Source organism: Streptomyces sp. M41(2017), assembly GCF_002078175.1.
In the GTDB taxonomy this organism is placed as follows: domain Bacteria; phylum Actinomycetota; class Actinomycetes; order Streptomycetales; family Streptomycetaceae; genus Streptomyces.
In genome coordinates this window covers 1,032,797-1,059,677 of sequence record NZ_MWFK01000002.1, presented here as the reverse complement: position 1 = coordinate 1,059,677, position 26,881 = coordinate 1,032,797, and the positions used below count along the sequence as shown (strand labels likewise).

Genomic DNA, 26,881 nt, shown 5'->3' with positions numbered 1-26,881 from the left:
CACGTGCGGGTGCGGGTGCGGCGCGTCCGGCAGTCGGGCCGGTGCCTGCCCAGTGTGACCTTCGGCGGGTACGAGAGGTTGTACCCGACTTGTTCCCCGTGCGTGTCCGCGTGTCCGCGTGTCCGCGTGTGCCGCCGTGTACCGGCGTGTACCCGCTCCCCGGTCCCGGTCCGGCGTCCGTGGCCGCGCCCGGCGTCCGAGCCGGGCACGGGCAGGAAGCCGGGGGTGCCTGGGCCGTTCGGGGTGCGCCCGGCCCAAACGGCACCGCCGGCGCCCTGCCCGCCCGCGCGGCGCCGCCGGGGGTCAGTCGTCCGTGTCCTCCGGCCCGCAGGAGCTGCCGTTGTCCGGCAGGGAGCCGTACAGCAGGTAGTCGTCGACCTTCTGGTGCACGCACTTCGAGGAGGCGTATCCGGTGTGCCCCTCGCCCTTGTTGTCGAGCACGACCGCCGCGGAGCCGAGCCGCTTGGCGGTCTCCTCCGTCCAGCGGTACGGGGTCGCCGGGTCCCCGCGAGTGCCGACGAGCAGCATCTTCGAGGTGTTCACGTCGCGGACGTCGTCGCGGATGTAGTCGGTGCCCCTGGCCCGGCCGTAGCACATCAGCACCTGGGTGAGCCGGTACTGACCGAAGACCGGGGACGCCTCCTCGTACGCCGCGCGCAACTTGCCCATGTCCCGGGTGATCTCGTCGGCGCTGGGACGGTCGGGGTCGTCGGCGCAGTTGATCGCCATCAGTGCGGCCGGCAGGTTGTCGAGCGGGACCTCCTCGTCGTCCACGAGTCCGCCGTGCTTCTGCTGGTCCCGCGCGTTCCCCCGGCTGCCGTCCTTCTTCTGCTCCTGCTCCTTCTCCGGCTCCGGCCTGCCGTCCCGATTCCGGACCGGCGCCGACACATCGGGCAGCGAGGCGCCGCCGGAGAGCTGGGTGAGGCCGTGGGTGTCGCCGTCCTGCACCAGCAGGCCCAGCGCCTGTTCGAGGGAGGGCCACATCTCCTTGCTGTACAGGGCCTGGCTGATCGACCCCACCAGGTCCTGCCCGGAGAACTCCTGGCCGTAGTCCGACGGCACGGGCTCGTCGTCGAGCGAGTCGACGAGCTGGACGACCTGTTCGCGGGCGCTGCGTGCGTCCTGCCCGAACGGACAGGCCATGTTCTGTGTGCACCACGTGATGAAGTCGTCGAGCGCCGTCTGCTGTCCCTCGGCGCCGGCCAGTCCCTGTTCGGCGATCGGCTCGGTGAGGGTGTCGACGCCGTCGAGCACCATCCGGCCCGTCTTCTTGGGGAACTGGGCCGCGTACACCGCGCCGAGCCGGGTCCCGTACGAGAAGCCGAGGTAGTTGAGCTTCTTGTCGCCGAGCGCCTGCCGCATGATGTCCATGTCGCGGGAGGCGTTGACCGTGCCGATGTGGGGGAGGACGGCACCCGAGTGCTGTGCGCACTCCTCGGCGGCCTTCTTCACCGCTTTGAGCGCCGACCGCACCGAGGCGCTGTCGGTGCCCTCCGCGCTGTCGTCCGTGGCCTGGGATATGTCGTCGACGCCCTCGCCGCAGCTCACCGGCGAGGAACGCCCGACCCCGCGCGGGTCGAAGGTCACCACGTCGTAGCCGTTGGTCAGGCCCATGAACTCTTTCCCGCCCAGGGCGAGCTGGGGTATCCCGGCCCCACCGGGGCCGCCGAAGTTCAGCAGCACCGAGCCGCGGGAGGAACCTGTCGCCCGGTAGCGGGCCAGGGCCAGGTCCAGGGTGCCGCCGTCCGGCTTCTCGTAGTCGAGGGGCACGGTGACCTTGCCGCACTGCAGGTCCTTGGGCATCCCCTCGCCCTCGCAGGCCGCCCAGGTGACCTTCTGCCGGTAGAACCGGGACAGGTCGGGATCCTCGGCGGTCGCCGTCGTCGGCAGACCCGCCGCCAGCAGCGTCAGCGTCGCGGTCGCGGTTCCCACGACCGCGCAGCGTTGGTGCATGGACAGCATGCAAGCCTCCAGGGTCGCCCTGCGATGGACCGGCGCACCCCCCGGATCACGATAGGCGCGGCCGTGGAGGCACGCCTCCGGGCGGACTCGTCCGGCCCACCGGGCGCGCGGGACCTCCCTGCGTGCGCTACTCTGCGTCACCCTCTCGCTCGTACGGGTCACGATGGCAGTTCGATATGTCTGACACTCGATGAGGTGAAAGACCGTTTAGCCATAACTCGGATGGGTCTTGTGCGTTTTAGGCAGTGCGGGTGAGTGCCCGTGACCTTGTCTGGAAGGCAGTGAACCTATGAAACGGGTGACCCGAAATGGTTTGATCGCCGCGGCCGCCGCCTCGGGGGCGCTGGCCGCGGCCGTGCCCGCCCACGCCGACGCGGGCGCCGACGGTGCCGCGGCCGGATCGCCCGGAGCGATCTCCGGCAACACCGTCCAGCTCCCGGTGCACGTTCCGGTGAACGTGTGCGGGAACACGGTGAACGTCGTCGGTCTGCTCAACCCGGCCGCCGGCAACCGCTGCGCCAACCAGAGCGACGGCAGCGGTGCCGCCACTCGTTCCTCCGGCAGCCGGCGGAGCGTCCCCCCGGTCGCGCACGGTGACACCGGCGGCCGCCACGCGGGTGGGGCCGTCGGAGGGAACCACGGCGGCGCGGTCGCGCACGGAGTCGCGAAGGACTCGCCGGGCCTGCTTTCCGGCAACGGTCTGCAACTGCCGGTGCAGCTCCCCGTGAACGTGAGCGGCAACTCCGTGACCGTGGTCGGCCTCGGCAACGCCTCCGTCGGGAACGAGTCCACCAACACCTCGGGCGAGCGGCCCGAGCCCTCGCGGCCCGTGAACCCGGCTCCGAGGCCGTCCGTCGCCCCGCCCGTCGAGCACCCCGAGCCCGCCGCGCCGGGCGAGCTGCGGACCATGGGTGACTCCGAGGCCACCCTCGCCCACACCGGTGCGGACGGGACGCTGCCCGCCATCGCGGCGAGCGCGGCCATGCTGCTCGGCGGCGCGGTCATGTTCCGCCGGTTCCGCCCCGCCGCGGTGCGCTGACCCGACCGACCGCGGACAGGAGGCCCCACCGGACGGGTGACCGGCGGGGCCTCCTTCTTGTCTCCGACGCCGGCCCGGCGTGCCTCCGAGCCTGTTCCGGGTGCGCGTCGAACTCGCCACGTGCTCCTTCCCGGACCGGCGCGCCGCCGGGGCGGCACCGTGCCGGACGTCCGGCACGCTGGCCGAATCCCGTCGCGTGCGGTGGGCTCGTCGGTGCCGTCGGCACGGAGATCGGCGAGGATGCTGCGCGTGCGTCCGGCGGGCGCACTCCGTGACCCCCACGCATTGGAGCGCCTCCATGACCTCTCCGGGACCCGACGGCCTCGTCGTCGCCCAGGCCTCGCCCGCCGACTGGACGGTGGTCACCGGCTGGGCGGCGGACGAGGGATGGAATCCGGGGCTGTCCGACAGCGCGAGCTTCTTCGCCCAGGACCCCGGCGGGTTCTTCGTCGGGCGGGTCGACGGGGAGCCGGTCTCGGCCATCTCGGTGGTCAACTACGGTGCGGACTACGCCTTCCTGGGCTTCTACCTCGTCCGCCCCGATCTGCGTGGCCACGGCTACGGCCTCGCCACCTGGAAGGCCGCCCTCGCCCACGCGGGCGGCCGCACCGTCGGCCTCGACGGAGTGGTCGCGCAGCAGGACAACTACCGCAAGTCGGGGTTCGAACTCGCCCACCGCACCGTTCGGTTCGGCGGCGTGGTGCTCCAAGGGGAGCAAGCACCGGGGGTACGACAGGCCGGGCCCGCCGACCACGCCGCGATCATCGCGTACGACGCGTCGTGCACCCCCGCGGACCGGCCGGCGTTCCTGACCTCGTGGCTGACCACGCCCGGCCACCGCACCTTCGTACGGCACGCCGACGACGGCCGGCCGACCGGCTACGCCGTGCTCAGGCCGGCACGTGAGGCGCTGCGCGTCGGGCCCCTGTTCGCGGACACCGCCGACGACGCCCGGGCCCTCTTCGCCGCCCTGGCCGCCGACGCCGACGGGAGGGCGCTCGCCGTCGACGTGCCGGAGACCAACGCCCCGGCGGTCGCCCTCGTCGAGAAGCTGGGCCTCGCCCCCTCGTTCGAGACGGCCCGCATGTACACCGGCCCGGTACGCCCGTTCGCGGCGGACCGCGTCCACGGCGTCACCACGTTGGAACTCGGCTAGCGCCCGCCGCCCGGAGCGGACCCCGGCGGCGGGGTGCCGGGGGCCCGCGCCGGTCAGCCGGCGAGTTCCCGTGCGCGCCCGGCCGCCTCGCCGACCGGGCCGTGGTGCACGGGACCGTGCCCCGGCAGCAGGACGTCGGCTTCGAGCCGCTCGATGTGTCGCAGCGAGTCGAGGGCGGTGGCGCGTTCGGTGTCGAACATCTCGTGCAGCAGCTGGGGGCCTCGGGCCCGCGAGGTCGGATGACCGCTGACCAGCGCGTCGCCGGAGATCAGGACACCCGCGTCCGGCAGGTGGTAGACGCAGTGGCCGGGAGTGTGCCCGGGCGTGTGCACGGGAACGGGGCGGCCGGGCAGGTCGAGCGGGCCCGTCCCGGGGAACGCCTCCGGCTTCGCCATGCGGACGTCCGCCTTGCCGCCGGAGCGCAGTGCGCGCACCGCCCAGGGCAGTACACCGGGACGCCACGCCTGCCGCATCACCTCGCCGATGCTCACCTGGTGGAGGAATTCGCGCCGTGCGTGGGGCACTTCGTCCTCGTGCAGCAGGACGGGCGTCCCGAACGAGCCGCTCAGGAACTCGGCGGAACCGAGGTGGTCGGTGTGCGCGTGCGTGACGAGGACGGCGGTCACGGCCTCGGGCCGGTGGCCGAGGGCCGCCAGCGACGCCAGCAGGTCCTGGCGATCGCCGGGATACCCCGTGTCGATCAGGGTGACCGCGTCGCCCTCGCTCAGCACCACCCAGTTCGTGTCGCTGCCGTGCACCAGATGGACTCCGGCGGCCGCCTCGACGATCGCTTCCTCGCGCATGACCCTCCCGATGTTGACGACGTGCCGCCCGGCCGGAGGGCCGGGACAGGTCGAACGTATCGCGAGGCCCCGGACCCGGACGGACCCGGTCCGACGGGCGGCGCCGAACGGGCTTCCCACGCGCGGCACTTGGGGCGGCACGCCGGAATCCGGTGAGGGCGGACGGCGTCCCCGGGCGGACCGCGTCCCCCGGCGGACGGCTGGGCAGACCGCGATACGGACCGGCCGGGGCCGTGGGGCGAAAAGGCGGTGCGCCGCCGGGGCCCGACTCCCTACACTCGCCACGGAATCACGCGCCGCCCTCCTGGCGCCGCGTGTCGTGACCGACGAGGGGAGACGGGCCATGCGTTACCGCACCGCTGTCGTCGTTCCCCGGTCACAGTTCGAGGTGATCCTCGTGTCTCCGGGAGCCCGGAACCGGCTGCGCGGCCGGAACCGGACGCCCGTGACGACTTTCTGACCTCCGCCCCGCACGGCGGCGACCGCACGCCCGGTCGCCGCGTCCCTGCCGGCCGGAGCGCTCAACCGCCTGTTCACCGGCATGTCGTACGGGAATCGCGCCGACCCGCTCCGGATCGTCCGAAAGGCCACGGGCCGTGCGTACCCACCTGCACCGACACCTCACCGACTCCCTGACCGCCGTCCGCAACCTGGGCATCCTCGCCCACGTCGACGCCGGGAAGACCACCGTCACCGAACGGATCCTCTATGCCACCGGTACGACCCACCGACGCGGCGAGGTCCACGACGGCACCACCGTCACCGACTTCGATCCCCAGGAACGGGACCGCGGCATCACCATCTTCGCCGCCGCCGTCAGCTGCGCCTGGGACGGCCACCGCATCAACCTGATCGACACCCCGGGCCACGTCGACTTCTCCGACGAGGTGGAGCGCTCGCTCCGCGTGCTCGACGGCGCCGTCGCGGTGTTCGACGCCGTCGCCGGCGTGGAGCCGCAGAGCGAGTCGGTGTGGCGACGGGCCGACCGGCACGACGTTCCGAGGATCGCCTTCGTGAACAAGCTGGACCGGGCCGGCGCCGACCTCGACGCGGCGGTCGCGTCGATCCGCGAACGGCTCCATCCGGCGCCCCTGGTCGTCCAGTTGCCGATCGGTACCGAGGACGGCTTCACCGGTGTGGTCGACCTGCTCCGGATGCGCGCCCACGTGTGGGCCGACGGCGCCGAGTCGGCCGAGGAGGGGCCGGTGCCCGACGCGCTGACCGAGGAGGCGCACCGCCGCCGCCGGCTTCTGGAGGAAGCGGTGGCCGACCTCCACCCGGCGGCTCTGGAGGAGTTCTGCACCCGGACCAGGGTCTCCGCCGAGACGCTGGCCTCCGCCCTGCGCGACCTGACCCGGACCGGCGAGGGTGTCGTCGTGCTGTGCGGCTCGGCCTACCGCAACCGGGGGATCGAACCCCTGCTGGACGCGGTGGTGGCGTATCTGCCCTCGCCGCTCGACGTGTCCGCCGTGCGCGGCACGCGCGGCGGTGTGGTGGAGGAACGGGCGGCCGACCCCGAAGCCCCTTTCGCCGGGCTGGTGTTCAAGGTGAACGCCACGGCGACCGGACGGATGACGTACCTGCGGGTTTACGCGGGCACGCTGGAGAAGGGACAGGCGGTGACCGACGTGGGCACAGGACGCACCGAGCGCGTCGGACGGATCCTGCGGGTCCGCGCCGACCGCCACGCGGAACTGGAGAGAGCGGTGGCCGGAGACATCGTCGCGGTGATCGGGCCGAAGTCCGCCCGCGCCGGGGCGACCCTCTGCGACCCGGCCGCGCCGCTGCTCCTCGAACCGCCGGTGGTCGCGGATCCCGTCGTGTCCGTCGCGGTCGAGGCGCGCACGAACACCGGGACCGGCCGCCTGGTGTCGGCCCTGACCCGGCTGGTCGAGGAGGACCCCTCGCTGGTCGTCCGTACCGACGCGGAGACCGGGCAGACACTGCTGTCCGGTATGGGAGAACTGCATCTGGAGGTCGCGGTGGAGAAGGTCCGGCGCGCTCACGGGCTGGACGTCGTCGTCGGGCGGCCGCGCGTCGCCTACCGCGAGACGGTGGCGCGCGGGGTGTCCGGCCTGGTGTACCGGCACGTCAAACAGGACGGCGGCGCGGGGCAGTTCGCCCATGTCGTGTTCGATGTCGAGCCGCTCGGCACCCCTGCCGTGGACTGCGCGGAGGGGAGCGCGACGGGCTTCGTGTTCCGGTCGGCCGTGGTCGGCGGACGGGTGCCGCAGGAGTTCGTCCGTGCCGTGGAGGCCGGCTGCCGGGACGCGCTCGCCGAGGGTCCCCTCGGCGGTCACCCGGTGACCGGGCTGCGGGTCACGCTCACCGACGGGTCGACCCATGCCAAGGACTCGTCGGAGATGGCGTTCCGCGCGGCGGGCCGACGCGGACTCCGCGCGGCACTGCGTGCCTGCGCCCTGCGGTTGCTGGAACCGGTCGTCGAGGTCACGGCGACCGTGCCCGAGGACGCGGTCGGCGGAGTGCTCGGCGACCTCGCGGCCCGGCGCGGCCGGGTCACGGGTTCCCACACCCGCGGCGGCACGGTGGTGCTCACCGCCACCGTGCCGCTGGCCGAACTCTTCGGCTACGCGACCCGGTTGCGCAGCCGGACCCAGGGCCGGGGTGTCTTCTCGACCCGGCCCACCGGGCTGGCACCGGCGCCGAGCCCGCTGCCCTCCACGGGGGTCGCGGCCCGGTGAGCGAAGGCGGGGGCGTCGTTCCGGCGACGCCCCCGTCCCCAAGAGAGGTCCGCCCGTGCGGCACCGGCGTCCATCGGCCCATGGTCGAAGGAGTCGAGAAGCGAACCCGGGCGGACACGCGCGGGCCGGCGTCCCTTCAACGCCGCCCCCGGGTCCGTTCGGCGCGTGGTGGGTCGACGAACTGCAGCTCCAGGGCGGCCGGCGGCGGGGCCGTCCCGGGTCCGCCCGCGGCGGCCCAGGCCAGCAGGTCGTCCGTGCAGCCGTCGTCCGTCGCGAAGCCCACCCAGGTCGGCCGGCCGCCGCTTCGCCGTCCCGCCGCCGAGGGTTGCACCACGACGACGTTCGCCTGGTCGCAGGGGCCCAGGCAGTCCGTCGTCCGCACGGTGAACCGCCCGCCGGACGCCTCCGCCCCGGCACGCAGGCGCGCGAGCTGCCGGGCGTGGTCGATGTCCGGGAACTTGCGCGGGTCGCCGCAGCAGCACCCCCGGCAGACGACGAGGGCGCACGGCCGCGATCGGGCTGCGCCGACCGTCGTCGTACGAGTGAGACCGCGCGGGGAGTCGACCGGCACGAGGGGGAGGCCTTTCGCGAGGAGGGCGAGCGGTCCCGCCCGTGATCTCTCACGGGCGGGGTGTGCGGCGGCCGCCGGACGCATCGTCACAGGCCGCCGAGGGCCACCGTACGAGACGTTTCCGCTGCTCAACAGACCGGGTCCGCGCGGGGCGCGGGAGGCCGCCCGGGTCCGCCGGGCCTCCAACCGGCCAGGTCCCCGCCCGAGTTGGGGCATCCCCGTGCGACGGGGCGCCGTACGGCAGGACGTGGAACGCGTCGACGTCGGGCGGCTTCCTGCCGGGGCCGCGTCCTTCCTGGTCGTTCCCCGGGCCGTTCCCGGGAGCCGGGGGTCGGCGCGACGTGTCGGCAACATGCCGAACAAAATTGTTGACAATCTTGTTGGTCTAGATTTACGTTCGACAGGCACTCACTCAGGGAGGGCGCAATGCAGAAGGAAGCCCGTCCAGGCACCGGCGAGCAGGCCAAGCAGCACGCGTTGGTGCAGTTGCGGCAGGCGATTCTGCGCGGAGAGATGGCACCGGCCCAGCGGCTGGTGGAGAACGAACTCGCCGAGCAGTTCGGAGTCACCCGGGCCAGTACCCGGGCGGCGCTGATCGAGCTGGAGACGGAGGGGCTGGTCGAGCGCATCCGCAACCGCGGATCCCGGGTCCGGGTCGTGACCGTCGAGGAGGCGGTCGCCATCACCGAATGCCGGATGGCACTCGAAGGACTCTGCGCGGCCAAGGCGGCCGTCGCGGCGACCGACGACCAGCTGGCCGAACTGGCCGAACTGGGCGCGGCGATGTCCAAGGCGGTCGCCGACGGCGAGCCCGTGACCTACTCCGAGCTGAACCACGAAGTACACGCCCGGATCAGGGAGTTCTCCGGCCAGCGGACGGCCGTCGAGCTCCTGGAACGGCTCAACGCCCAACTGGTGCGCCATCGCTTCCAGTTGGCCCTGCGTCCCGGTCGTGCGCAGCAGTCCCTGAGTGAACACCTGGCCATGATCGAGGCGATCGGCGCCAGGAACCCGCAGGCGGCCGAAGCGGCCGTCCGCGCCCACCTCGGCAGCGTGATCCAAGCGCTGCGCGACTGACGTCCCGCGCGCCGACGCGCGGGCACGACGGACATCCGAGGCGGGCACGCACCTGTCCACCAAGGAGATCTCTGCCATGACCCACGGCGACGCGCCCGCCTCCCCCGAACCCTCGGCACCACCCGGGCCGAGCACACCCCCCGCCCGGTCGACCCTGGTCGTCACCGCGCACGCCGGAGACTTCGTGTGGCGGGCCGGCGGCGCCATCGCCCTGGCCACCTCCCGGAACGAGAGGGTCACCATCGCCTGCCTCACCTTCGGCGAGCGCGGTGAGTCCGCCAAGGCCTGGCGCGCCGGCCGGAACCTCGACGAGATCAAGGCGATACGCCGCGAGGAGGCGGAGAAGGCCGCCGCGACCCTCGGGGCCGAGGTCCAGTTCTTCGACGCGGGCGACTACCCGCTGACCCCCACCGCCGAACTCACCGACCGGCTGGTGGCGGTCTACCGCGCGACCCAGCCGGATGTCGTCCTCACCCACCCCGCCGAGGACCCGTACAACGGTGACCACCCGGCGGCCCACCGCATGGCACTGGAGGCCCGCGTCCTCGCCCAGGCCATCGGCTACCCCGGCGAGGGCGAGATCATCGGCGCCCCGCCCGTCTTCTACTTCGAACCGCACCAGCCCGAGATGAGCGGTTTCCGGCCCGAAGTGCTGCTCGACATCACCGAGGTCTGGGAGACCAAGCGCCGGGCGATGGAGTGCCTCGGCGCCCAGCAGCACCTGTGGGACTACTACACCGACCTCGCCGTACGCCGCGGTGTGCAGCTCAAGCGCAACGCCGGCCCCAACCTGGGCCTCGCCCACCGGACCATGGCCGAGGCGTTCATGCGCCCCTATCCGCAGATCGCGAAGGAGCTGGCATGAGCGGCGTGATCGTCACCGGCCCACCGAAGGCGGACCCGAAGGACGTCGAGGCGATCGCCGCGTACGGGACCGCCACCGTGCACGAGGCGATGGGCCGCACCGGCCTGCTCGGCACCCGGCTGCGCCCCGTCCAGCAGGGCGTCCGCGTCGCCGGCACCGCGGTCACGGTCCTGTCCTGGCCCGGCGACAACCTCATGATCCACGCCGCGGTGGAGCAGTGCGGTGACGGCGACGTCCTCGTCGTCACCACCACGTCCCCCTCCACGGACGGCATGTTCGGCGAACTGTTCGCCACCGCGCTCCAACGGCGCGGCGTACGCGGCCTGGTCATCGACGCCGGCGTCCGCGACACCGCCGAACTGCGCGCGATGGGCTTCCCCGCCTGGGCCGCCGCGGTCAGCCCGCAGGGCACGGTGAAGGCGACCGGCGGCTCCGTCAACGTCCCGGTCGTCCTCGGCGGCCAGGTCGTCCGGCCCGGCGACGTCATCCTCGCCGACGACGACGGCGTGGTCTGCGTACCGCGCGCGGACGCCCGCCGCACCGCCGAGGCGTCCGAGGCCCGCGAACACAAGGAGGCACTGGCCCGCGCCGCCTTCCGGGAAGGCGAACTCGGCCTGGACCGCTACGGCTTGCGCGACACCCTGGCCCGCCTCGGCGTCACCTACACGCCCTACGACGCGTACGTCGGGGACGGAGCCGCGCCGTGAGCCGGTTCGCGGAACTGCGCTGCATGCTCCTGCGCGGCGGCACCTCCAAGGGCGCCTACTTCCTGGCCGGGGACCTCCCCGCGGAGCCGGCCGACCGCGACGACCTGCTGCTGCGGGTGATGGGCAGCCCCGACTCGCGCCAGATCGACGGACTCGGCGGCGCGCATCCGCTGACCAGCAAGGTGGCCGTCGTCTCGGTCTCCGAGGACCCCGCAGCGGACATCGACTACCTGTTCCTCCAAGTAGGCGTCGAGAAAGGGGAAGTGTCGGACCGTCAGAACTGCGGCAACCTCCTCGCCGGCGTCGGCCCGTTCGCCGTCGAGCGCGGACTCGTCGAACCGGGCCGGGAGCGCACCTCGGTACGGATCCGCATGCTCAACTCCGGTGATCTGGCCGTCGTGAGCTTTCCCACCGAGGACGGGCGCGTCGTCTACACGGGGCCGGCCGAGATCTCCGGGGTGCCGGGGACCGCCGCGCCGGTGGTCGTCGAGTTCCCGCGGCGGAGCGGCCCGTTGCTGCCCACCGGACACGCCCGCGACTCCGTCGCCGGCACCGCCGTGACGTGCGTGGACAACGGAATGCCCACGGTGCTGGTCGCCGCGTCCGCGCTGGACGTCACCGGGTACGAGACCCCCAGGGACCTGGAGGAGGATCTCGCGCTGGCCGACCGGGTCCGCGCGATCCGCCTGGAGGCGGGCAGGCTGATGGGTCTCGGGGACGTCGAGAACGCCTCGGTGCCCAAGGTGACGCTCCTGGCGCCGCCGCGTGCCGGGGGAGTGGTGAGCACCCGCACGTTCATCCCGGTGCGCTGCCACACCTCCATCGGTGTCCTCGGCGCCGCGAGCGTCGCCGCGGGGCTGCGCGTGGAGGGTGGCGTCGGCCGAACCGTCGCACGGCTGCCCGAGCGCGGGGACCGGCTGCGGATCGAGCACCCGACCGGATTCCTCGACATCGAGTCCGGACTCGCGTACGGCCCCGGAGGCATCCCCGAGGCCCGGGGCACCGCGGTCGTCCGCACCGCACGCAAGATCTTCGACGGCACGGTCTTCCCCCGGCCGGCCGGAGCCGCACACCAACCCTGAGGAGGCCCCATGGCCCCGCCGCTCGGCGACATCGCCCACCTCGGGCACGTCGAACTGCTCACCCCCGACCTGGACGCGAGCGTCCGGTTCTTCACGGACTACCTCGGTCTGACCGAGAACGGCCGCTCCGGAGACTCCGTCTACCTGCGGACCTGGGACGACTACGAGCACCACAGCCTGATCCTCACCGCCCACTCCACCTCGGGCATCCGCCGCACCGCCCTGCGGGCCTCCAGCGAGGAGGCCCTCGTGCGCCGGGTCAAGGAGATCGAGGGCGCCGGGCGCGAGGGCCGCTGGACCGACGACGAGCCGGGCATCGGACCTGTCTTCGTCACCACCGACCCGGACGGCCACGAACTCGCCCTGTACTGGGAGAGCGAGTGGTATCGCGCGCCGGACCATCTGAAGCCGGGTCTGAAGAACCAGCCCCAGGCCAAGCCGGGGCACGGCGTCGGAGTGCGACGCCTGGACCACGTCAACTTCCTCGCCGCCGACGTGGCGGCCTGCGGCGACTTCGTGCGGGACGCGCTCGGGGCCCGGCCGACCGAGCAGATCCAGCTCGACAGCGGCAGGATCGCCGCGCAGTGGCTGACGTTCAGCAACAAGTCGTACGACGTGGTCTACACGGAGGACTGGACGGGGTCGAACGGACGGCTGCACCACATCGCCTTCGCCACCGACACCCGCGAGGACATCCTCCGCGCCGCCGATCTCGCCCTGGACACCGGCGTGTTCATCGAGACGGGCCCGCACAAGCACGCCATCCAGCAGACGTTCTTCCTCTACGTCTACGAACCCGGCGGCAATCGCGTCGAGTTGTGCAACCCGCTGACCCGGCTCGTCCTCGCCCCCGACTGGCCTCTGGTGACCTGGACCGAGAACGAGCGGAAGAAGGGGCAGGCCTGGGGGCTGAAGACCATCGAGTCCTTCCACACCCACGGAACCCCGCCCATCGGCTGACCCGGAACCGGCCCCCGAGCCGGACCCGGCCCGCACCGGCCGTCGGCCACGCCCAGGGAGTCCGCCGTCGGCCACGGCCCCGGAGTCCGCCGTCGACCACGACCCAGGGGCCCTCCCCGGCCGGCGGTCGTGCGCGGGCCGCCGGGGCAGTCGTGCGCGGGCCGAGACCTAGAGCGAGCAGAACCGGCCAGCGCAGGAGTACGGGCGGCACCGAACTGTGTGCCGCCCGTGCCCTTTTCACCTGCCTCTCAGCTCTTCATGGCACGGTCGCGACGGTGGCCTGATTCGCCTCAGGATTGTTGACAAAAACGTTGACACTCAGGGGTTCACTCCCTAGCGTCTAGCGCATCGCCGGGTCAGCCGCACGAGCCGCGCCGACCCGCATCCCCGATCCCCTTCCAGGGCCCACACCTCCTGGACGAGAGGAAACAACGATGTCCTCCTCCCTCGCCCTGCCCGCGCGCGGCGGCAGCAGAATGGCCGCACTGGTCGTCGGCCTCTGCTGGCTGGTCGTCCTCTTCGACGGCCTCGACATGTTCATCTACGGTTCCGTGCTGCCGCACATGCTGGAGACGAAGGCGCTCGGCATCGACCCCGGCAAAGCCGGCGACGTCGGCTCCTACGCCACCTTCGGCATGCTGATCGGCGCCCTGTCCTCCGGAACCGTGAGCGACTGGGTCGGACGCAAGAAGACGATCGTCGCGTCGACCGCGGTGTTCTCCCTGGCCTCCGCCGTCTGTGCCTCGGCGGGCAGCCTGGGCGCCTTCAGCCTCGGGCGCTTCCTCGCGGGCCTCGGCCTCGGCGGCCTGCTGCCCAGCGCGATCACGATGGTCACCGAGTACGCCCCGCGAGGTCACCGCGCCCTGATCGTGGGCTCCCTGATGACGGCCCACCAGGCAGGCGGCATCGGCGCCGGATTCGTCGCGCTCGGGACGGGCGACTGGCGGGTCTCGTTCTGGATCTGCGTGATACCGCTGTTCGTCGGCGTTCCGCTGGCCGTCAGGTTCCTGCCCGAGTCGATGGCCTTCCTCCAGGCCACGGGCCGCACCGAGGAGGCCCGCGCCCTCGCCGACCGCTACGGCGTCGACCTCGCCGCCCGGAACAGGGAACGCCAGGCCACCGCCGATCGCTTCAGCGCGCTCACCGCCCTCTTCCGCGGCGGCCAGTGGGTCGAGACCCTGTTCTTCTGGCTCGCCTCCTTCGGTGGCCTCCTCCTCGTCTACGGCGTCTCGCAGTGGCTGCCCTCGCTGATGAAGGCCAACGGCTACAACCTCGGTTCCTCCATCGGCTTCGTCATCGTCATCAACGTCGGCGGCATCGTCGGCATGCTGATCGGCGGCCGGCTCACCGACCGGTTCGGCGGCTCGCTCATCTCCGCGATCTGGTTCGGCGCCACCGCCGTCGGCATCTACTCCCTGAGCTTCAGGATGCCGCTGCCCCTCACCTACACCGTCGTCTTCCTGACCGGCCTGTTCCTCTTCAGCGCCCAGGCGATGATCTACGCGACGGTGGCGCACCGCTCCGCGGACGACCACCGTGCCACCGCGGTCGGCTGGACCTCCGGAATGGGCCGCTTCGGCGCCGTCTTCGGCCCGTGGCTCGGCGGACAGCTCCTCGCCACCGGCTCGACCACCGCCGGCTTCACCGCCTTCGCCGCCGCCGGCGTCTTCTCGCTGGTGTTCGTCAGCCTGACCGGACTGCGCCGCGTCAGGACGACGCCGCCCAGCACCGCGCCGCACCAGGAACTGACCGCCACCGGCTGACCGCGGGCCGCGGGGGCAGGCGCCCGGGACGGACCCGAGGAGGGGTCCGCCCGGGCGCCGGCGTCCTCCGGGCGGGGCCGCACGGGAGCTCAGGGGCTCTCCGTCAGCGCCGCCGCCCGCAATCTCCGTTGCCCCGGACGACCCGGGGTGCTGGAGTGAGCCCATGGATCACGTAGCGGTACTTGCCCTGTTCGACCGGGACATGCGGGAGACGGCACGCCCCGACGCGCCGGGCGCCCGGATCGAGCGGGCCGGGCGGGTGGTGCGCCAGATCGGGGCCGAGGGCGGATGGAACGGGGTGATCTGGTCCGACCTCGACGGGACGAACGCCGACGCGGCCGTAGCCGAGCAGATACGCCACTTCACCGGCCTCGGCCTGGAGTTCGAGTGGAAGTTGTACGGGCACGACCGGCCCGAGGACCTCGGACGGCGGCTGCAGGCCGCGGGCTTCACCGCGCAGCCCGAGGAGACGCTGATGATCGCCGAGCTGGGCGATCTGACCCTCGACGCCGAACCGCCGGAGGGCGTACGCCTGTTGCCCGTCACCGACCGCGCCGGGGTCGAACTCGTGGCCGAGGTCCACCAACAGGCCTTCGGAACGGACGGCACCCGCCTGCGGCACCAACTGCTCGCCCAGCTCACCGGCGACGCGGACACCGTGGTCGCCGTCGTGGCGCTCGCCGGGGACGTCCCCGTCAGCGCCGCCCGCATGGAACTCCTGCCCGGAGCGCGGTTCGCCGGACTGTGGGGCGGCGGCACCGTCGAGGCCTGGCGCGGCCGCGGCATCTACCGCGCCCTGGTCGCCCACCGCGCCCGCGTCGCGGCGGACCGCGGCTACCGGTACGTCCAGGTCGACGCCTCCGGCCAGAGCCGGCCCGTTCTCGCCCGACTCGGCTTCCAGCCGCTCACCACGACGACACCGTACGTGTACGAGGGGTGACACCCGGCGCGGTGCGCGGGAACGGCCGGGCGTCGATGTCACATCCCGGCCCCCGCGGTCCGTCGCTCCGGTATGACCACGCACCAGAACATCCTCCTGGCCGGCGCGAGCGGCGTCCTCGGCCGGCACATCACCCGTGCCCTGACCGAGGCGGGCCACACGGTCACCGGCCTCGGCCGGGGCCCGGCCAACGACGTCCGCGCCGACGTCCTGGACCGCGAGGCGACGCTGCGCGCCGTCGACGGACGGCACTACGACACGGTGATCCTGGCGGCGACCGCCCTCGGCAAGGCGCCCCTGCGCCACCGTGACATGCGAGCCACCGACGCCCTCCGGGTCGACGGCACCGCCCACCTCGTCGAGGCCGCCCGAGCCACCGGCGCCCGCCGGATCATCGCCGAGTCGATGGTCTTCGGCTACGGATACGGCGATCACGGAGCCCACGTCCTCACCGAGGACGATCCCTTCGGCCCTCCGGGCGCCACCGCCGCGCTGGAACAGCACATCGCCGCCATGCGCATCAAGGAACAACTCACCTTCGGTGCCACCGACATGGAGGGGATCACCCTCCGCTTCGGCCTCTTCTACGGCGCCGGCGGCACGGACGCCCTGCTCCCCATGCTGCGACGGCGGCAGCTCCCCGTGGCCGACGACCACGGCCGGGTGCTGCCGTGGGTCGACCTGGCCGACGCGGCGCGAGCGGTGGCCGCCGCCGTGGACCACGGCCGGCCGGGCGAGGCGTACAACGTCACCGACCGGACCCCGTTCGGCTTCGCCGCCCATGTCCGGGCCGTGGCCGAGGAGTTCGGCCTGCCGAAGCCGTTGACCGTACCGCTGTGGACGATGCGGCCCCTGTCGTACGCGCACGTGACGATGAGGACGACGCTGCGGGTGTCCTCGGCGAAGGCGGAACGTGAGCTGGGCTGGACGCCCCGGCACGCGTCGAGCCGGGACGGCCTCGCCGCGCTCAGGGCGGAGACCTGAACCGGGCCGGCCTCCCGCGCGGGCCGGGCGTCACCCCCCCTCGCCGGGTCCGGGCCCCGGGTGACGGGCACGGTCGGCCCGGGCACGTCAGAGATCCCGCTGATACTCCACGGCGCGGTGTGTCGGCAGGTAGCCGAGCGCGTCGTTGATCGCGAGCATCGGCGCGTTGCTGTCGGCCGTGTCCGTGAGCAGGCCGGACAGTTCCGGATGGCGCTCACGGGCCAGCCGGATCGACCGCGCCTTCATCCACAGACCGAGACCGTGGCCCCGGTGCTCGGGCAGGACCCCCGTCCCGTAGTGCTGAGCGTCGCCCCGGCCGTCGCCGGGCACCACGAGCTCCGAGAACCCGACGACCGAGCCGTCCGCGCGGTCCAGCACCGCCACCGTCTGCAGCGCCTCCCCGCGCCGGAGGACGGCCTCGGCCACGGCCACGACCCGGTCCACGTCCCAGGCGACGGTCCCGTAGTCGGTCTCCTCCATCGGCATGTCGTCCATCGCCCGCCGCGACGCGGCGAAGCCGGCCGCGAGCTCGGGCGGAACCACCCCGTCCCAGTGCGTCAACTCGTAACCCGGGTGCGGGAGGTCGGCGATCCCGTCGATCCGCGTGAGGTCGAGTTCCGGCAGCGGGAGCCGCGCGTACGTCAGCGCCAACACTCTGCGGAAGCCCTGTGCGGCGAGGAAGAGATCGCCGGGGGAGCCGGTCGTGGCCTGGGCGACCAGTGACCTGCGCCCGTCGTCCCGTGCCGCCGCCGTCGCGGCTTCCAGGAGGGCGCCGCCCACGCCGTGGCGCCGCTCGGCGGGGTGCACGGTGATCTCCAGCTCGGCGAGGTGCCGCTGACCCTCCGTGTCGAACAGCCGGACGAACGCCGAGCCCAGCGGTGTTCCTTCGGCGTCCGAGGCCAGCCAGGCGAGGCGACGGCTCGACGCCGTGTCTTCGGGATCGGTCAACGGGGTGATGCGTGGCGGCAAGGTCGCTCCGGGTGTCGGGCGTGCGGGTGGGAAGCCCGCAGAACGTAGCCGCGCGACGGAGCGCTCCGCAACGGAATTGACGGGAACCCGCACGGGCGCCCCCGGCGGGCGGTGCTGGTTGCGCCGGGACCGCATGGGCTCCCCGTGGTGGGTTGTCACGTTCGTCGGTTCGCGGGTGCTACGGCTACGCGAGAAGGTGTGGCCGTCGGCCCGAAGGAGATCACCGAGGAGTACCTGACGGCACCCGCCCCGGCGGCGGAGCCGGCCGGCGCGTGGCGGCGCGGACGCCTCCGGGCGACGGGCACCTGAACCGGGCCGGGCCGGCCCGAGGCGCCGCGTCCGGCCTGGGCCAGAGCGCGGCGGGACCGCCGCCCCCGCGGACCGTCACCCGAACGGACCCTCGCCGCCGGCGGTACGGCTCCAGGTCCGCAGGACGACGTCGCGTCCCTTCGCCGTACGGACCACCGGGTCGTCGTCGGCCAGGGCGAACCCCGCCGACCGGGCGACCCCTTCGCTCGCCGCGTTCCCGTCCTCGATGCACAGAACGACGCGGCGCCCGCCGACGTGCCGGTGCGCGAAGTCCACGGCGAGCCGGACAGCGCGGGTCGCGAGCCCCCGGCCCCGGTGGGCGGCCCCCACCCCGTACGCGAGCTCGACGTCACGGTCGTCGCCCGAACCGGGGAACAGCAGGATCTCCCCCCGGGGCAGCTCCCCGTCCGTGGTGATGGCCAGCTGTACGGCTCGCCCCTCGGCGCTCTTCTGCTCGGCTGCCGCGAGATAGGCGAGCGCCGCGGCGGTGTCGAAGGGCGAGGCGACCGGAGTCCACCGGTCGATCTCGGGATCGTCGTAAAGGGCGACGAGATCCGCCACGTCGTCGTCGGACCATTCGCGCAGCAGCAGTCCCAGGCCGTCGATGCGCAGCGGTCCGGGGAAGTGGAACGTCGGTCGGCTGTTCATCGGACGATCCTTGCGCGTCGGGCGGTGGCGGCCAAGGGTGCCTCGCGCCGCACGGCACCGGGACCGGGGGCCGCCCGGGGCTGTCCGGATGCGGGGAGGCATGGCCAGGATGGACCCTGGACTTGTTCGGATCGTCGGGAGGCCGTGATGTTCGTCCCTTTGGGGGCCCGTGATTTCCTGGACCGCGCCGTCACCGTGTACGGCGACCGTGTCGGCGTCGTCGACGAACCCGACCAACCGGCCGAGGTCTGGGAGGGACTGACCTACCGCCGCGTCGGGGAGCTGGCCCGGGCGCAGGCGGCCGGGCTCGACGCGCTCGGCGTCCCGCACGACGCGCGCGTCGCCGTCGTCTCGCCCAACAGTGCCCGGCTCCTCACCTCGTTCTTCGGCGTCAGCGGTCACGGCCGGGTCCTCGTGCCGGTCAACTTCCGTCTGACGGCGGACGAGGTGAGCTACGTCGTCGAGCACTCGGGGGCGAGCGTCCTGCTCGTCGACCCCGAACTCGCCGACCGTTTCGAGGGCGTCTCCTGCAAGCACAGGTTCACCCTCGGTGCCGCGGCGGACGCCGAGCTGTACCGCTTCGACGCGGAACCGGCACCGTGGGAGGCCGACGAGAACGCCACCGCGACGATCAACTACACCAGCGGTACGACCGCCCGGCCCAAGGGCGTCCAGATCACCCACCGGAACATCTGGATCAACGCCACGACCTTCGCCCTGCACGCCGGTGTCACCGACCGTGACGTGTATCTGCACACCCTGCCGATGTTCCACGCGAACGGGTGGGGGATGCCCTTCGCGATGGCGGGCCTGGGCGTTCCCCAGGTCGTCCTGCGCAAGGTCGACGGGACGGAGATCCTGCGCCGGGTCGCGGAGCACGGCGTGACCGTGATGTGCGCCGCGCCCGCCGTCGTCAACGCGGTGCTGGCCGCCGCCGGTTCCTGGGAGGGCGAGATCCCCGGCCGCGACCGGGTCCGCATCATCGTCGCCGGGGCTCCGCCGCCCACGAAGACCGTCGCACGCGTCGAGTCCGAACTGGGCTGGGAATTCATCCAGATCTACGGCCTCACCGAGACCTCACCGCTGCTCACCGTCAATCGTGCGCGGTCCGAGTGGGACGAACTCCCCCCGCAGACGCGGGCGGAGAAGCTGGTGCGAGCCGGTGCCCCGGCCCTGGGCGTCACCCTGCGCACCTCCGCGGACGACGAGATCCTGGCGCGCTCGAACGTCGTCCTGGAGGGCTACTGGGAGCAGCCCGAGGAGACCGAACGGGCCCTGGCCGAAGGCTGGTTCCACACCGGGGACGGCGGATCGATCGGCGCGGACGGCTATCTCACGATCAGTGACCGCAAGAAGGACGTGATCATCACCGGGGGTGAGAACGTCTCCTCCATCGAGGTGGAGGACACGCTCTTCAGCCACCCCGCCGTCGCCGAGGTCGCGGTGATCGGCGTCCCCCACGAGAAGTGGGGCGAGACCGTCATGGCCCTGGTGGTGCTCGCGCCCGGCGCGGCGGCGACCGAGGACGAGCTGATCCAGTACTGCAAGGAGCGTCTCGCCGGGTTCAAGGCGCCGACCTCGGTCGAGTTCCGGGACCGGCTGGCGCGGACCGCCACCGGGAAACTCCAGAAGTACAAGCTGCGCCGGCCGTACTGGGAGGGGCACGACCGGGGTGTCAACTGACCTCGCCCACCGCACCGGCGGGCCCGCACGGGTCCGGCGGGGACGGGTGCGGGCGCGGCGGCCGGCCCGCGCTTCGGCGGGCCGGCAGGACGGACTCTCCCTCCTCGTTCCGTCTCGTGAGCCGGGGGAGTGCTACCTCCGGGCGCCTCTGGTCGCCGTCAGCGCGCAGACCGCTCCGAGGACGACGGCGATCGCGCCGACGATGATGCTGTTGACCACCACACCGGTGTCCGGGCTGGTGCCGACGATCCACGGCGAGATGATCATCCACGCGCCCATCGCGCAGATCGCCCAGCTGAGGCCGTACATCCGCTCGGGTGTGACGGTGAACCCGAGCGCGAGTACCGCGATGGCGATGCCCATGATCAGGTTGTGCGTCGCCAGCGCGGGCTGGCTCGACGTGTAGTGCAGGATCCACGGTGACACGGCGCAGTACAGGCCGAGCAGGAACACCGGCCCGTCCACCAGCGCGACGTCGCGGCCGCCCATCACGCGGTCGTACCGGGCACGCATCTCCGATGCGTCGGGGTGGCCGGTGATGTCGCCGGTGTGATGCGAGACGTTGGCCATGACTCGTCTCCTCCGATCTGGTCCGATCCGATCTCCACGGTCCGACCGTGCCCGAGGGGCGAGCGGTCAGGACCGCATACCCGCCAGTCTGCTCTTATTTTTCCCTTATGTGTAGGGATGTCGCCTACGAAAAGCGCGCCGCGCGCGCTTCGGTGCCTGGGGGCGCGGCGCAGCGGATCCAGCACCACGCGGCCATGGCGGCACCCGGTGCCGACCCCGAGAACCACGTCCGCTACCGCCCGGCCCAGTGGGCCCACCGCCCGCACTGGACCACGTACGCGCGGCCCGCGGGGACCCCTGGTTCGGATTCGACGCGGTCCGTCCGCCGGCGGGGATCGACGCCGCGATCCGCCCACGATTCCTGGGAGCCGTCCGGAACGTCCCGGGGCCGGTCCCGAGGGCGGGCCTCCGCTCCGCCGCCCTCCCGTACCGCCTTCCGGGATCCGCTCACCCGATTTGAGGAAGATCGCGCCCGAGGCAATCCGTGGAGGGCCCAGCTTCGGAATACCACCGAGAGCTCTGACGAGGGAGCCGGGCGGGAGGAACGACGATGGACAGGTCCGCAGACGCTTCTGGCGGCGACGCGGGGCGCGCCGGACGGCGGGAGGCGGGACGCACGGCCGTGATCGGCGGGGGAGTTGCCGGCCTCACCGCCGCGCACGTGCTGAGCCGGACGCGGTCCGTGGCGGTCTACGAGGCGGACGACCGGCTCGGCGGCCACGCGCACACCCACGACCTCGCCTCCTCCGACGGCCGGGTGCACCGCGTCGACTCCGGGTTCATCGTGCACAACCACCGCACCTACCCCAACCTCCTGCGGCTGTTCGCCGAACTGGGCGTCGCCACCCAGGAGTCCGAGATGAGCATGTCCGTACGGTGCGAGGGATGCGGCCTCGAGTACGCGGGCGCCCGCGGCCCCGCGGGCCTCTTCCCCCGGCCCGGCAACGCCCTGCGCGGACCGTACCTGCGCATGCTCACCGAGGTGCCGGCCTTCCACCGCGCCGCCCGCCGACTGCTCGCCGAGGGCGTCGAGGGCACCGAGGACGGCGAGGACACCCTCACCCTGGGCGAGTTCCTGGTCCGGCACCGCTTCTCCGCCTACTTCACCCGGCACTTCATGACCCCGCTGGTCTCCGCGGTCTGGTCCTGCGACGCCGCCACCGCACGCCGCTACCCCGCCGCCTACCTGTTCCGCTTCATGGACCACCACGGCATGCTCTCGGTGGGCGACTCACCGGTCTGGCGCACGGTGACCGGCGGCTCCCGCTCCTACGTCGACCGGCTCGCCAAGCAGCTCGACGCCGTGCACACCTCCGCCCCCGTCCGGGCCGTCCGCCGGCACGCCGACGGAGTCGACATCACCACCGAGGACGGCACCACCGCCTCGTACGACTCCGTCGTGATCGCCGTCCACCCCGACCAGGCACTGCGGCTGCTCGCCGATCCCAGTGAGGCGGAGCGCGAGGTGCTCGGCACGTTCCGCTACTCGCGCAACGCCACCCTCCTGCACACCGACACCACCCTGCTGCCGCGCGCCCGCGGAGCACGCGCCTCCTGGAACTACCTCATGCCCGCCTGCGACGCCGGAGCGGACCGGGTCCGGGTGAGCTACGACATGAACCGCCTCCAGCGGCTCGACGCACCCGAGACGTACGTCGTCACCCTGGGCGGCGGCGACCGGGTCGACCCGGCCCGGGTGCTGGCCCGCATGGAGTACGAACACCCCGTGTACACCCCCGAGTCGGTCGCGGCGCAGCGCCGGCTCCCGGCCCTCAACAGCCACGTGACCGCCTACGCCGGGGCCTACCACGGCTGGGGCTTCCACGAGGACGGCTGCCGCTCCGGAGTCGAGGCGGCCGCCGCACTGGGGGTGACCTGGTGACCGCGGCCCCCGCCCTCTACCCCTGCACGGTCGCCCACATACGGACCGCGCCCCGCCGGTACGCGCTGCGCCACCGCACCTACATGTGGCTGACCGACCCCGACCGTCCGCCCGAACTTCCCCTGCTGCTCAGGCCGTTGGCCCGGTTCGACGCCCGTGACCACTTCGACGGGGACCAGCCGACCATCCGCGCCGGCCTGGACCGGTACCTCGCGTCGCACGGCATCGACCTGCTCGGCGGCGACGTGCTGATGCTCGCCCACGCCCGCGTCCTCGGCCACGTCTTCAACCCGCTGACCCTGTACTGGTGCCACGACCCGGACGGCACCCGGCGCTGCGTCGTCGCCGAGGTCCACAACACGTACGGCGAACGGCACACCTACCTGCTCCACCCCGACGGCAGCGACACCGCACGGACCCGCAAGGAGTTCTACGTCTCGCCGTTCTTCCCCGTCGACGGCGCGTACCGGATGCGGCTGCCCGAACCCGACGACCGGCTGAACCTGACGGTACATCTGGAACGCGAGGGAACCCGTCCCTTCACCGCGACCGTACGCGGAACGCGCCGGGCGGCCACCGTCGGCGCGCTGCTGCGTCAGGCGCTGCGCCACCCCTGGTCCACCGTCGCCGTGTCCGCCGCCATCCGGCTGCACGGTGTCCGCCTCTATCTGCGGGGACTGCCCGTGCAGCCCCGCACCCCTCGTCGAACCCAGGAGAACGTGAAATGAGGACAGCCGAGTCCTGCCCCGTCGAGACGCCACGACAGGACACCGACCCGGTCAGCTGGCCGGACGTCGTGACGCGACCGGACGCCTCGCGCGCCCGCACCGCCGTCACCCGCGCCGTCCTGCGCCGAGCATTCGAACGCCTGCCCCTGCAGGCCCGGTTCGCCGACGGAACCCGCGTCGGCCTCGGCGGCCCGGTCATCGACATCCACGACCCGGCCGCCTTCCACGCCCGGATCGGAACACAGGGACTCATCGGCTTCGGCGAGTCCTACATGGCGGGGGAGTGGGACGCGCCCGACCTGGTCGCCGCGCTCACCGTGCTCGCCGGCAACGCGGCCGGGCTGATCCCGGCGCCCCTCCAGAAGCTGCGGGGCCTCTGGGCGCTGCGCCGGCCCGACGTCCAGCGCAACACCCCCGCCGGCGCCCGCGACAACATCAGCCGCCACTACGACCTGTCCAACGAGCTGTTCGCGCTCTTCCTGGACGACACCCTCAGCTACTCCGCGGCGCTCTTCCGCGGCTTCCCCGCCACCTGGGACCTCCTCCCCGCCGCCCAGCACCGCAAGATCGACCGACTGCTCGACCTCGCCGAGGTCGGACCCGGCACCCGCCTCCTCGAAATCGGCACCGGGTGGGGCGAGTTGGCCATCCGAGCCGCCGGACGCGGAGCCCACGTCACCTCGCTCACCCTGTCCCGCGAACAACGCGACCTGGCCCGGCAACGCGTCCGCGAGGCCGGGCTCGACGACCGCGTCGCCATCGAACTGTGCGACTACCGCGAGGCCGTGGGCACCTACGACGCCGTGGTCAGCGTCGAGATGATCGAGGCCGTGGGCGAGGAGTTCTGGCCCACCTACTTCGCCGCCCTCGACACCCTGCTCGTCCCCGGCGGCCGCGTCGCCCTCCAGGCGATCACCATGCCGCACGACCGGATGCGCGCCTCCCGCGACACCTTCACCTGGATCCAGAAGTACATCTTCCCCGGCGGGCTGCTGCCCTCCGTGGAAGCCGTGGAGGACGTGACCCGCGAGCACACCACCCTGCGCACCACCCGCAGGGACGCCTTCGGAGCCCACTACGCGGAGACCCTGCGCCTGTGGCGCGAGCGGTTCACGGAGCGGGCCGACGAGGTCGCCGCCCTCGGCTTCGACGAGACCTTCCGCCGCATGTGGACCTTCTACCTCGCCTACTCAGAGGCCGGGTTCCGCTCCGGCTATCTCGACGTCCAGCAGTACCTGTTCACCAAGGAGGTCCCCACCCCATGAGCACCGCGCCCGCCGCCCGCGCCGTCCGTCGCGGCGCCGCCCACCGGCTCGCCGCCCTGGCCGAGGAGGCGCTCGGCGGCCCCCTCCCGCTGCGGGTGCGCGCCTGGGACGGCAGCGAGGCCGGACCTGCGGACACCCCCGTCGTCGTGGTGCGCTCGCGACGCGCCCTGCGGCGGCTGCTCTGGCAGCCCGGCGAACTCGGCCTCGCGCAGGCCTACGTCACCCGCGAACTCGACGTCGACGGCGATCTCGCCGTGGCGCTGCGGGTGATGTGGGCGGCCGCCCGCGAACGCGGCCTGCACGCCCCCCGGATCGGCCTCGCCGACCGGGTCCAGGCCGTCGGCGCCGCCGTACGCCTCGGAGCCGTCGGCCCCCGGCCGCCCACGCCCGCCTCCCAGGCCCGCCTGCGCGGCGGCCTGCACAGCAGGTCCCGCGACCGGGCCGCCATCAGCCACCACTACGACCTGTCGAACGCGTTCTACCGCCTCCTCCTCGACGAGACCATGGCCTACTCCAGCGGCTACTGGACGAGCGAGGACCCCGGCTTCGGGCCCGCCGACGCCCAGCGCGCCAAGCTGGAACTGATCTGCCGCAAGCTCGCCCTCGTGCCCGGAGCCCGGCTCCTCGACATCGGGTGCGGCTGGGGCTCCCTCACGCTCTACGCGGCCGAGGAGTACAAGACGCAGGTCACCGCCGTCACACTGGCCGCCGAGCAGGCCGCGTACGTCCGCGAGCAGGTCCGCGAGCGCGGGCTGGAGCACCTCGTCGACGTGGTGTGCCAGGACTACCGGGACATTGAGGGCGGCGCCTACGACGCGGTCGCCACGGTCGAGATGGGCGAGCACGTCGGCGACGCCGAGTACCCCGCGTTCGCCGCCGCCCTGCGCCGCCTGGTCCGTCCCCAGGGGCGGGTGCTCGTGCAGCAGATGTCCCGGGGGTCGGTCGCTCCGGGCGGCGGCGCGTTCATCGAGGCGTACATCGCCCCCGACATGCACATGCGGCCGCTCGGGGAGACCGTCGGACTCCTGGAGGGCGCCGGACTCGAAGTGCGTTCCGTCGAATCGCTGCGCGAGCACTACGTGCGCACCGTCGCCGCCTGGCACCGCACCCTGGAGGAGCGGTGGGACGACTTCGTGCGGCTCGTCGGTGAGGAGACCGCCCGCGTGTGGCGGCTGTACCTCGTCGGCGGGGCTCTCGCCTTCGAGGAGCGCCGCATGGGCGTCGACCAGATCCTCAGTGTGCGGCCCACCCCCGACGGGGCGGCCGGGATGCCCGCCGTCCCGCACACCTGGTACGCGGAGACGGACGAGCGATGAGCGGCTTCCCCTGGGCGGCGTTCGCCCAGAACCTCGGGTTCGCGGCCGGCGCCGCGTTCGCCGTCATGCTGGTCACGTTCGCGGTCGCCGTACGCAAGGGCCTGCACCGCATCGTGGACGTCGCCTGGGGGATCGGGTTCACCGCGGTGGCCCTGGTGTCCTTCGCGGCGTCCGCCGGCGAGGGCGACGACGTACGACGTGTGCTGGTCACGGCCCTCACCGCGGTGTGGGGGCTGCGGCTGGCCGCGCACATCGCGCGCCGCGGACGGGGGCACGGCGAGGATCCGCGCTACGACGCGATGCTCGCCAAGGCCCCCGGCAACCGTGACCTCTACGCCCTGCGCATGGTGTACCTCCTGCAGGGCGCCCTGGTGTGGCTGGTGTCGCTGCCCGTCCAGGCGGCGCAGTACGTACCGGGGCCCGTGACGGGATTCGCCTGGGCGGGCGCGGCGCTCTGGGTGTGCGGTCTGTTCTTCGAGGCGGTGGGCGACGCCCAGCTCGCCCGCTTCAAGCGGGACCCGGCCAACCAGGGCAAGGTCATGGACCGGGGCCTGTGGAGCTGGACGCGGCACCCCAACTACTTCGGCGACTTCTGCGTCTGGTGGGGCCTGTTCCTGTTCACCTGCGACAGCGGCGCCGCCGCGGCCGTGTCCGTGGTGTCCCCGCTGGTGATGAGCTACCTGCTCACCAAGGGCAGCGGCAAGCCCATGCTGGAACGGCACATGGCGCAGCGTCCCGGCTTCGCCGAGTACGTGGCCCGGACCAGCGGCTTCTTCCCCCTGCCGCCGAAGCCGCGCCGCTGACCCCTGCGGGAAACACGTCTGCGGGAAACACGTCGCCCCGCCGGGTCCGACCCGGCGGGGCGACGTGTCTCAGCTGTTCGTCCCCTCCCCCGAAAGC

23 protein-coding genes are annotated in these 26,881 nt (G+C 72.9%); 17 read left to right on the top strand and 6 right to left on the bottom strand.

The annotated features are described in order from the left end of the window. Positions 1-303 precede the first annotated feature (303 nt). Entirely contained in the window at positions 304-1,962 is a 1,659-nt protein-coding gene (locus B0675_RS30285; RefSeq protein ID WP_081222794.1) for an alpha/beta hydrolase, read from the bottom strand. 289 nt (positions 1,963-2,251) lie between these two features. On the opposite strand from B0675_RS30285, the gene B0675_RS30280 reads away from it, so the two are divergent. Both B0675_RS30280 and B0675_RS30275 read left to right on the top strand, forming a co-directional pair. Next, positions 2,252-3,001, top strand: a complete 750-nt coding sequence (locus tag B0675_RS30280; RefSeq protein WP_081222793.1) for a chaplin — start codon at positions 2,252-2,254, stop codon at positions 2,999-3,001. Positions 3,002-3,299: 298 nt separating this feature from the next. Then, entirely contained in the window at positions 3,300-4,157 is an 858-nt protein-coding gene (locus B0675_RS30275; protein ID WP_081222792.1) for a GNAT family N-acetyltransferase, read from the top strand. Between the two features lie 53 nt (positions 4,158-4,210). Here B0675_RS30275 and B0675_RS30270 read toward each other — a convergent pair whose 3' ends face one another. Continuing rightward, positions 4,211-4,960, bottom strand: a complete 750-nt coding sequence (locus tag B0675_RS30270; RefSeq protein WP_081222791.1) for an MBL fold metallo-hydrolase — start codon at positions 4,958-4,960, stop codon at positions 4,211-4,213. 596 nt (positions 4,961-5,556) lie between these two features. On the opposite strand from B0675_RS30270, the gene fusA reads away from it, so the two are divergent. Beyond that, the gene (gene fusA / locus B0675_RS30265; protein ID WP_081222790.1) at positions 5,557-7,662 is read left to right on the top strand and encodes an elongation factor G; all 2,106 of its coding nucleotides are present in this window, start codon (positions 5,557-5,559) and stop codon (positions 7,660-7,662) included. Positions 7,663-7,798: 136 nt separating this feature from the next. Here the strand turns inward: fusA and B0675_RS30260 are convergent, their stop codons facing one another. Further along, entirely contained in the window at positions 7,799-8,233 is a 435-nt protein-coding gene (locus B0675_RS30260; RefSeq protein WP_081223969.1) for a (2Fe-2S) ferredoxin domain-containing protein, read from the bottom strand. A 426-nt stretch (positions 8,234-8,659) separates the two neighbouring features. On the opposite strand from B0675_RS30260, the gene B0675_RS30255 reads away from it, so the two are divergent. The 8 genes from B0675_RS30255 to B0675_RS30220 all read left to right on the top strand — a co-directional run bounded on the left by B0675_RS30255 (position 8,660) and on the right by B0675_RS30220 (position 16,611). Beyond that, complete coding sequence (locus B0675_RS30255) at positions 8,660-9,310, top strand: GntR family transcriptional regulator (RefSeq protein WP_081222789.1); 651 nt, start codon at positions 8,660-8,662, stop codon at positions 9,308-9,310. Between the two features lie 76 nt (positions 9,311-9,386). Then, the gene (locus tag B0675_RS30250; protein ID WP_081222788.1) at positions 9,387-10,175 is read left to right on the top strand and encodes a PIG-L deacetylase family protein; all 789 of its coding nucleotides are present in this window, start codon (positions 9,387-9,389) and stop codon (positions 10,173-10,175) included. Further along, positions 10,172-10,882 carry a 4-carboxy-4-hydroxy-2-oxoadipate aldolase/oxaloacetate decarboxylase gene (locus tag B0675_RS30245; protein WP_081222787.1) on the top strand — a complete coding sequence of 237 codons (711 nt, stop codon included), beginning with the start codon at positions 10,172-10,174 and terminating at the stop codon, positions 10,880-10,882. The genes B0675_RS30250 and B0675_RS30245 overlap by 4 nt, the downstream gene beginning before the upstream one ends. Further along, on the top strand, positions 10,879-11,964 hold the full coding sequence (locus B0675_RS30240) for a 4-oxalomesaconate tautomerase (protein WP_241540057.1): 1,086 nt from the start codon (positions 10,879-10,881) through the stop codon (positions 11,962-11,964). Before B0675_RS30245 ends, B0675_RS30240 begins: the two co-directional genes overlap by 4 nt. Positions 11,965-11,973: 9 nt before the next feature. After that, complete coding sequence (locus B0675_RS30235; RefSeq protein WP_081222786.1) at positions 11,974-12,924, top strand: catechol 2,3-dioxygenase; 951 nt, start codon at positions 11,974-11,976, stop codon at positions 12,922-12,924. Positions 12,925-13,358: 434 nt separating this feature from the next. After that, positions 13,359-14,687 carry an MFS transporter gene (locus B0675_RS30230; RefSeq protein WP_081222785.1) on the top strand — a complete coding sequence of 443 codons (1,329 nt, stop codon included), beginning with the start codon at positions 13,359-13,361 and terminating at the stop codon, positions 14,685-14,687. Positions 14,688-14,850: 163 nt separating this feature from the next. Next, a complete protein-coding gene (locus B0675_RS30225) occupies positions 14,851-15,627 on the top strand; it encodes a GNAT family N-acetyltransferase (protein ID WP_081222784.1) in 777 nt (258 codons plus the stop codon). Between the two features lie 72 nt (positions 15,628-15,699). Next, the gene (locus B0675_RS30220; protein ID WP_081222783.1) at positions 15,700-16,611 is read left to right on the top strand and encodes an NAD(P)-dependent oxidoreductase; all 912 of its coding nucleotides are present in this window, start codon (positions 15,700-15,702) and stop codon (positions 16,609-16,611) included. An 87-nt stretch (positions 16,612-16,698) separates the two neighbouring features. On the opposite strand, the gene B0675_RS30215 is transcribed toward B0675_RS30220, so the two are convergent. Together B0675_RS30215 and B0675_RS30210 are read right to left on the bottom strand one after the other, a co-directional pair. Further along, positions 16,699-17,580 (bottom strand): GNAT family N-acetyltransferase, encoded by an 882-nt coding sequence (locus tag B0675_RS30215; protein WP_107482879.1) that lies wholly within the window; start codon positions 17,578-17,580, stop codon positions 16,699-16,701. A 384-nt stretch (positions 17,581-17,964) separates the two neighbouring features. After that, positions 17,965-18,537: a GNAT family N-acetyltransferase gene (locus B0675_RS30210; RefSeq protein ID WP_081222781.1), complete on the bottom strand. Its 573-nt coding sequence runs from the start codon at positions 18,535-18,537 to the stop codon at positions 17,965-17,967. Positions 18,538-18,684: 147 nt separating this feature from the next. Between B0675_RS30210 and B0675_RS30205 the strand changes: the two genes are divergently transcribed. Further along, positions 18,685-20,220 carry an AMP-binding protein gene (locus tag B0675_RS30205; RefSeq protein ID WP_081222780.1) on the top strand — a complete coding sequence of 512 codons (1,536 nt, stop codon included), beginning with the start codon at positions 18,685-18,687 and terminating at the stop codon, positions 20,218-20,220. Between the two features lie 132 nt (positions 20,221-20,352). Here B0675_RS30205 and B0675_RS30200 read toward each other — a convergent pair whose 3' ends face one another. Continuing rightward, positions 20,353-20,790: an SPW repeat protein gene (locus B0675_RS30200; RefSeq protein WP_081222779.1), complete on the bottom strand. Its 438-nt coding sequence runs from the start codon at positions 20,788-20,790 to the stop codon at positions 20,353-20,355. A gap of 550 nt (positions 20,791-21,340) precedes the next feature. Here B0675_RS30200 and B0675_RS30195 point away from each other — a divergent pair. The 5 genes from B0675_RS30195 to B0675_RS30175 are packed head-to-tail and all read left to right on the top strand — an operon-like array spanning position 21,341 to position 26,784. Next, on the top strand, positions 21,341-22,672 hold the full coding sequence (locus B0675_RS30195) for an FAD-dependent oxidoreductase (RefSeq protein WP_081222778.1): 1,332 nt from the start codon (positions 21,341-21,343) through the stop codon (positions 22,670-22,672). Next, positions 22,669-23,400, top strand: a complete 732-nt coding sequence (locus B0675_RS30190) for a DUF1365 domain-containing protein (protein WP_081222777.1) — start codon at positions 22,669-22,671, stop codon at positions 23,398-23,400. Before B0675_RS30195 ends, B0675_RS30190 begins: the two co-directional genes overlap by 4 nt. Further along, positions 23,397-24,665 (top strand): cyclopropane-fatty-acyl-phospholipid synthase family protein, encoded by a 1,269-nt coding sequence (locus B0675_RS30185; RefSeq protein WP_081222776.1) that lies wholly within the window; start codon positions 23,397-23,399, stop codon positions 24,663-24,665. The genes B0675_RS30190 and B0675_RS30185 overlap by 4 nt, the downstream gene beginning before the upstream one ends. Next, a complete protein-coding gene (locus B0675_RS30180; protein WP_081222775.1) occupies positions 24,662-25,981 on the top strand; it encodes a cyclopropane-fatty-acyl-phospholipid synthase family protein in 1,320 nt (439 codons plus the stop codon). The genes B0675_RS30185 and B0675_RS30180 overlap by 4 nt, the downstream gene beginning before the upstream one ends. Then, the gene (locus B0675_RS30175; protein ID WP_081222774.1) at positions 25,978-26,784 is read left to right on the top strand and encodes a DUF1295 domain-containing protein; all 807 of its coding nucleotides are present in this window, start codon (positions 25,978-25,980) and stop codon (positions 26,782-26,784) included. Before B0675_RS30180 ends, B0675_RS30175 begins: the two co-directional genes overlap by 4 nt. Positions 26,785-26,881: the final 97 nt, after the last annotated feature.

Excerpts from the sequence above, each read along its gene's own strand:
- B0675_RS30285 (WP_081222794.1), bottom strand. The coding sequence starts at position 1,962 with ATGCTGTCCATGCACCAACGCTGCGCGGTCGTGGGAACCGCGACCGCG.
- B0675_RS30280 (WP_081222793.1), top strand. The coding sequence starts at position 2,252 with ATGAAACGGGTGACCCGAAATGGTTTGATCGCCGCGGCCGCCGCCTCG.
- B0675_RS30275 (WP_081222792.1), top strand. The coding sequence starts at position 3,300 with ATGACCTCTCCGGGACCCGACGGCCTCGTCGTCGCCCAGGCCTCGCCC.
- B0675_RS30270 (WP_081222791.1), bottom strand. The coding sequence starts at position 4,960 with ATGCGCGAGGAAGCGATCGTCGAGGCGGCCGCCGGAGTCCATCTGGTG.
- B0675_RS30255 (WP_081222789.1), top strand. The coding sequence starts at position 8,660 with ATGCAGAAGGAAGCCCGTCCAGGCACCGGCGAGCAGGCCAAGCAGCAC.
- B0675_RS30250 (WP_081222788.1), top strand. The coding sequence starts at position 9,387 with ATGACCCACGGCGACGCGCCCGCCTCCCCCGAACCCTCGGCACCACCC.
- B0675_RS30245 (WP_081222787.1), top strand. The coding sequence starts at position 10,172 with ATGAGCGGCGTGATCGTCACCGGCCCACCGAAGGCGGACCCGAAGGAC.
- B0675_RS30235 (WP_081222786.1), top strand. The coding sequence starts at position 11,974 with ATGGCCCCGCCGCTCGGCGACATCGCCCACCTCGGGCACGTCGAACTG.
- B0675_RS30230 (WP_081222785.1), top strand. The coding sequence starts at position 13,359 with ATGTCCTCCTCCCTCGCCCTGCCCGCGCGCGGCGGCAGCAGAATGGCC.
- B0675_RS30225 (WP_081222784.1), top strand. The coding sequence starts at position 14,851 with ATGGATCACGTAGCGGTACTTGCCCTGTTCGACCGGGACATGCGGGAG.
- B0675_RS30220 (WP_081222783.1), top strand. The coding sequence starts at position 15,700 with ATGACCACGCACCAGAACATCCTCCTGGCCGGCGCGAGCGGCGTCCTC.
- B0675_RS30210 (WP_081222781.1), bottom strand. The coding sequence starts at position 18,537 with ATGAACAGCCGACCGACGTTCCACTTCCCCGGACCGCTGCGCATCGAC.
- B0675_RS30205 (WP_081222780.1), top strand. The coding sequence starts at position 18,685 with ATGTTCGTCCCTTTGGGGGCCCGTGATTTCCTGGACCGCGCCGTCACC.
- B0675_RS30200 (WP_081222779.1), bottom strand. The coding sequence starts at position 20,790 with ATGGCCAACGTCTCGCATCACACCGGCGACATCACCGGCCACCCCGAC.
- B0675_RS30195 (WP_081222778.1), top strand. The coding sequence starts at position 21,341 with ATGGACAGGTCCGCAGACGCTTCTGGCGGCGACGCGGGGCGCGCCGGA.
- B0675_RS30185 (WP_081222776.1), top strand. The coding sequence starts at position 23,397 with ATGAGGACAGCCGAGTCCTGCCCCGTCGAGACGCCACGACAGGACACC.
- B0675_RS30180 (WP_081222775.1), top strand. The coding sequence starts at position 24,662 with ATGAGCACCGCGCCCGCCGCCCGCGCCGTCCGTCGCGGCGCCGCCCAC.
- B0675_RS30175 (WP_081222774.1), top strand. The coding sequence starts at position 25,978 with ATGAGCGGCTTCCCCTGGGCGGCGTTCGCCCAGAACCTCGGGTTCGCG.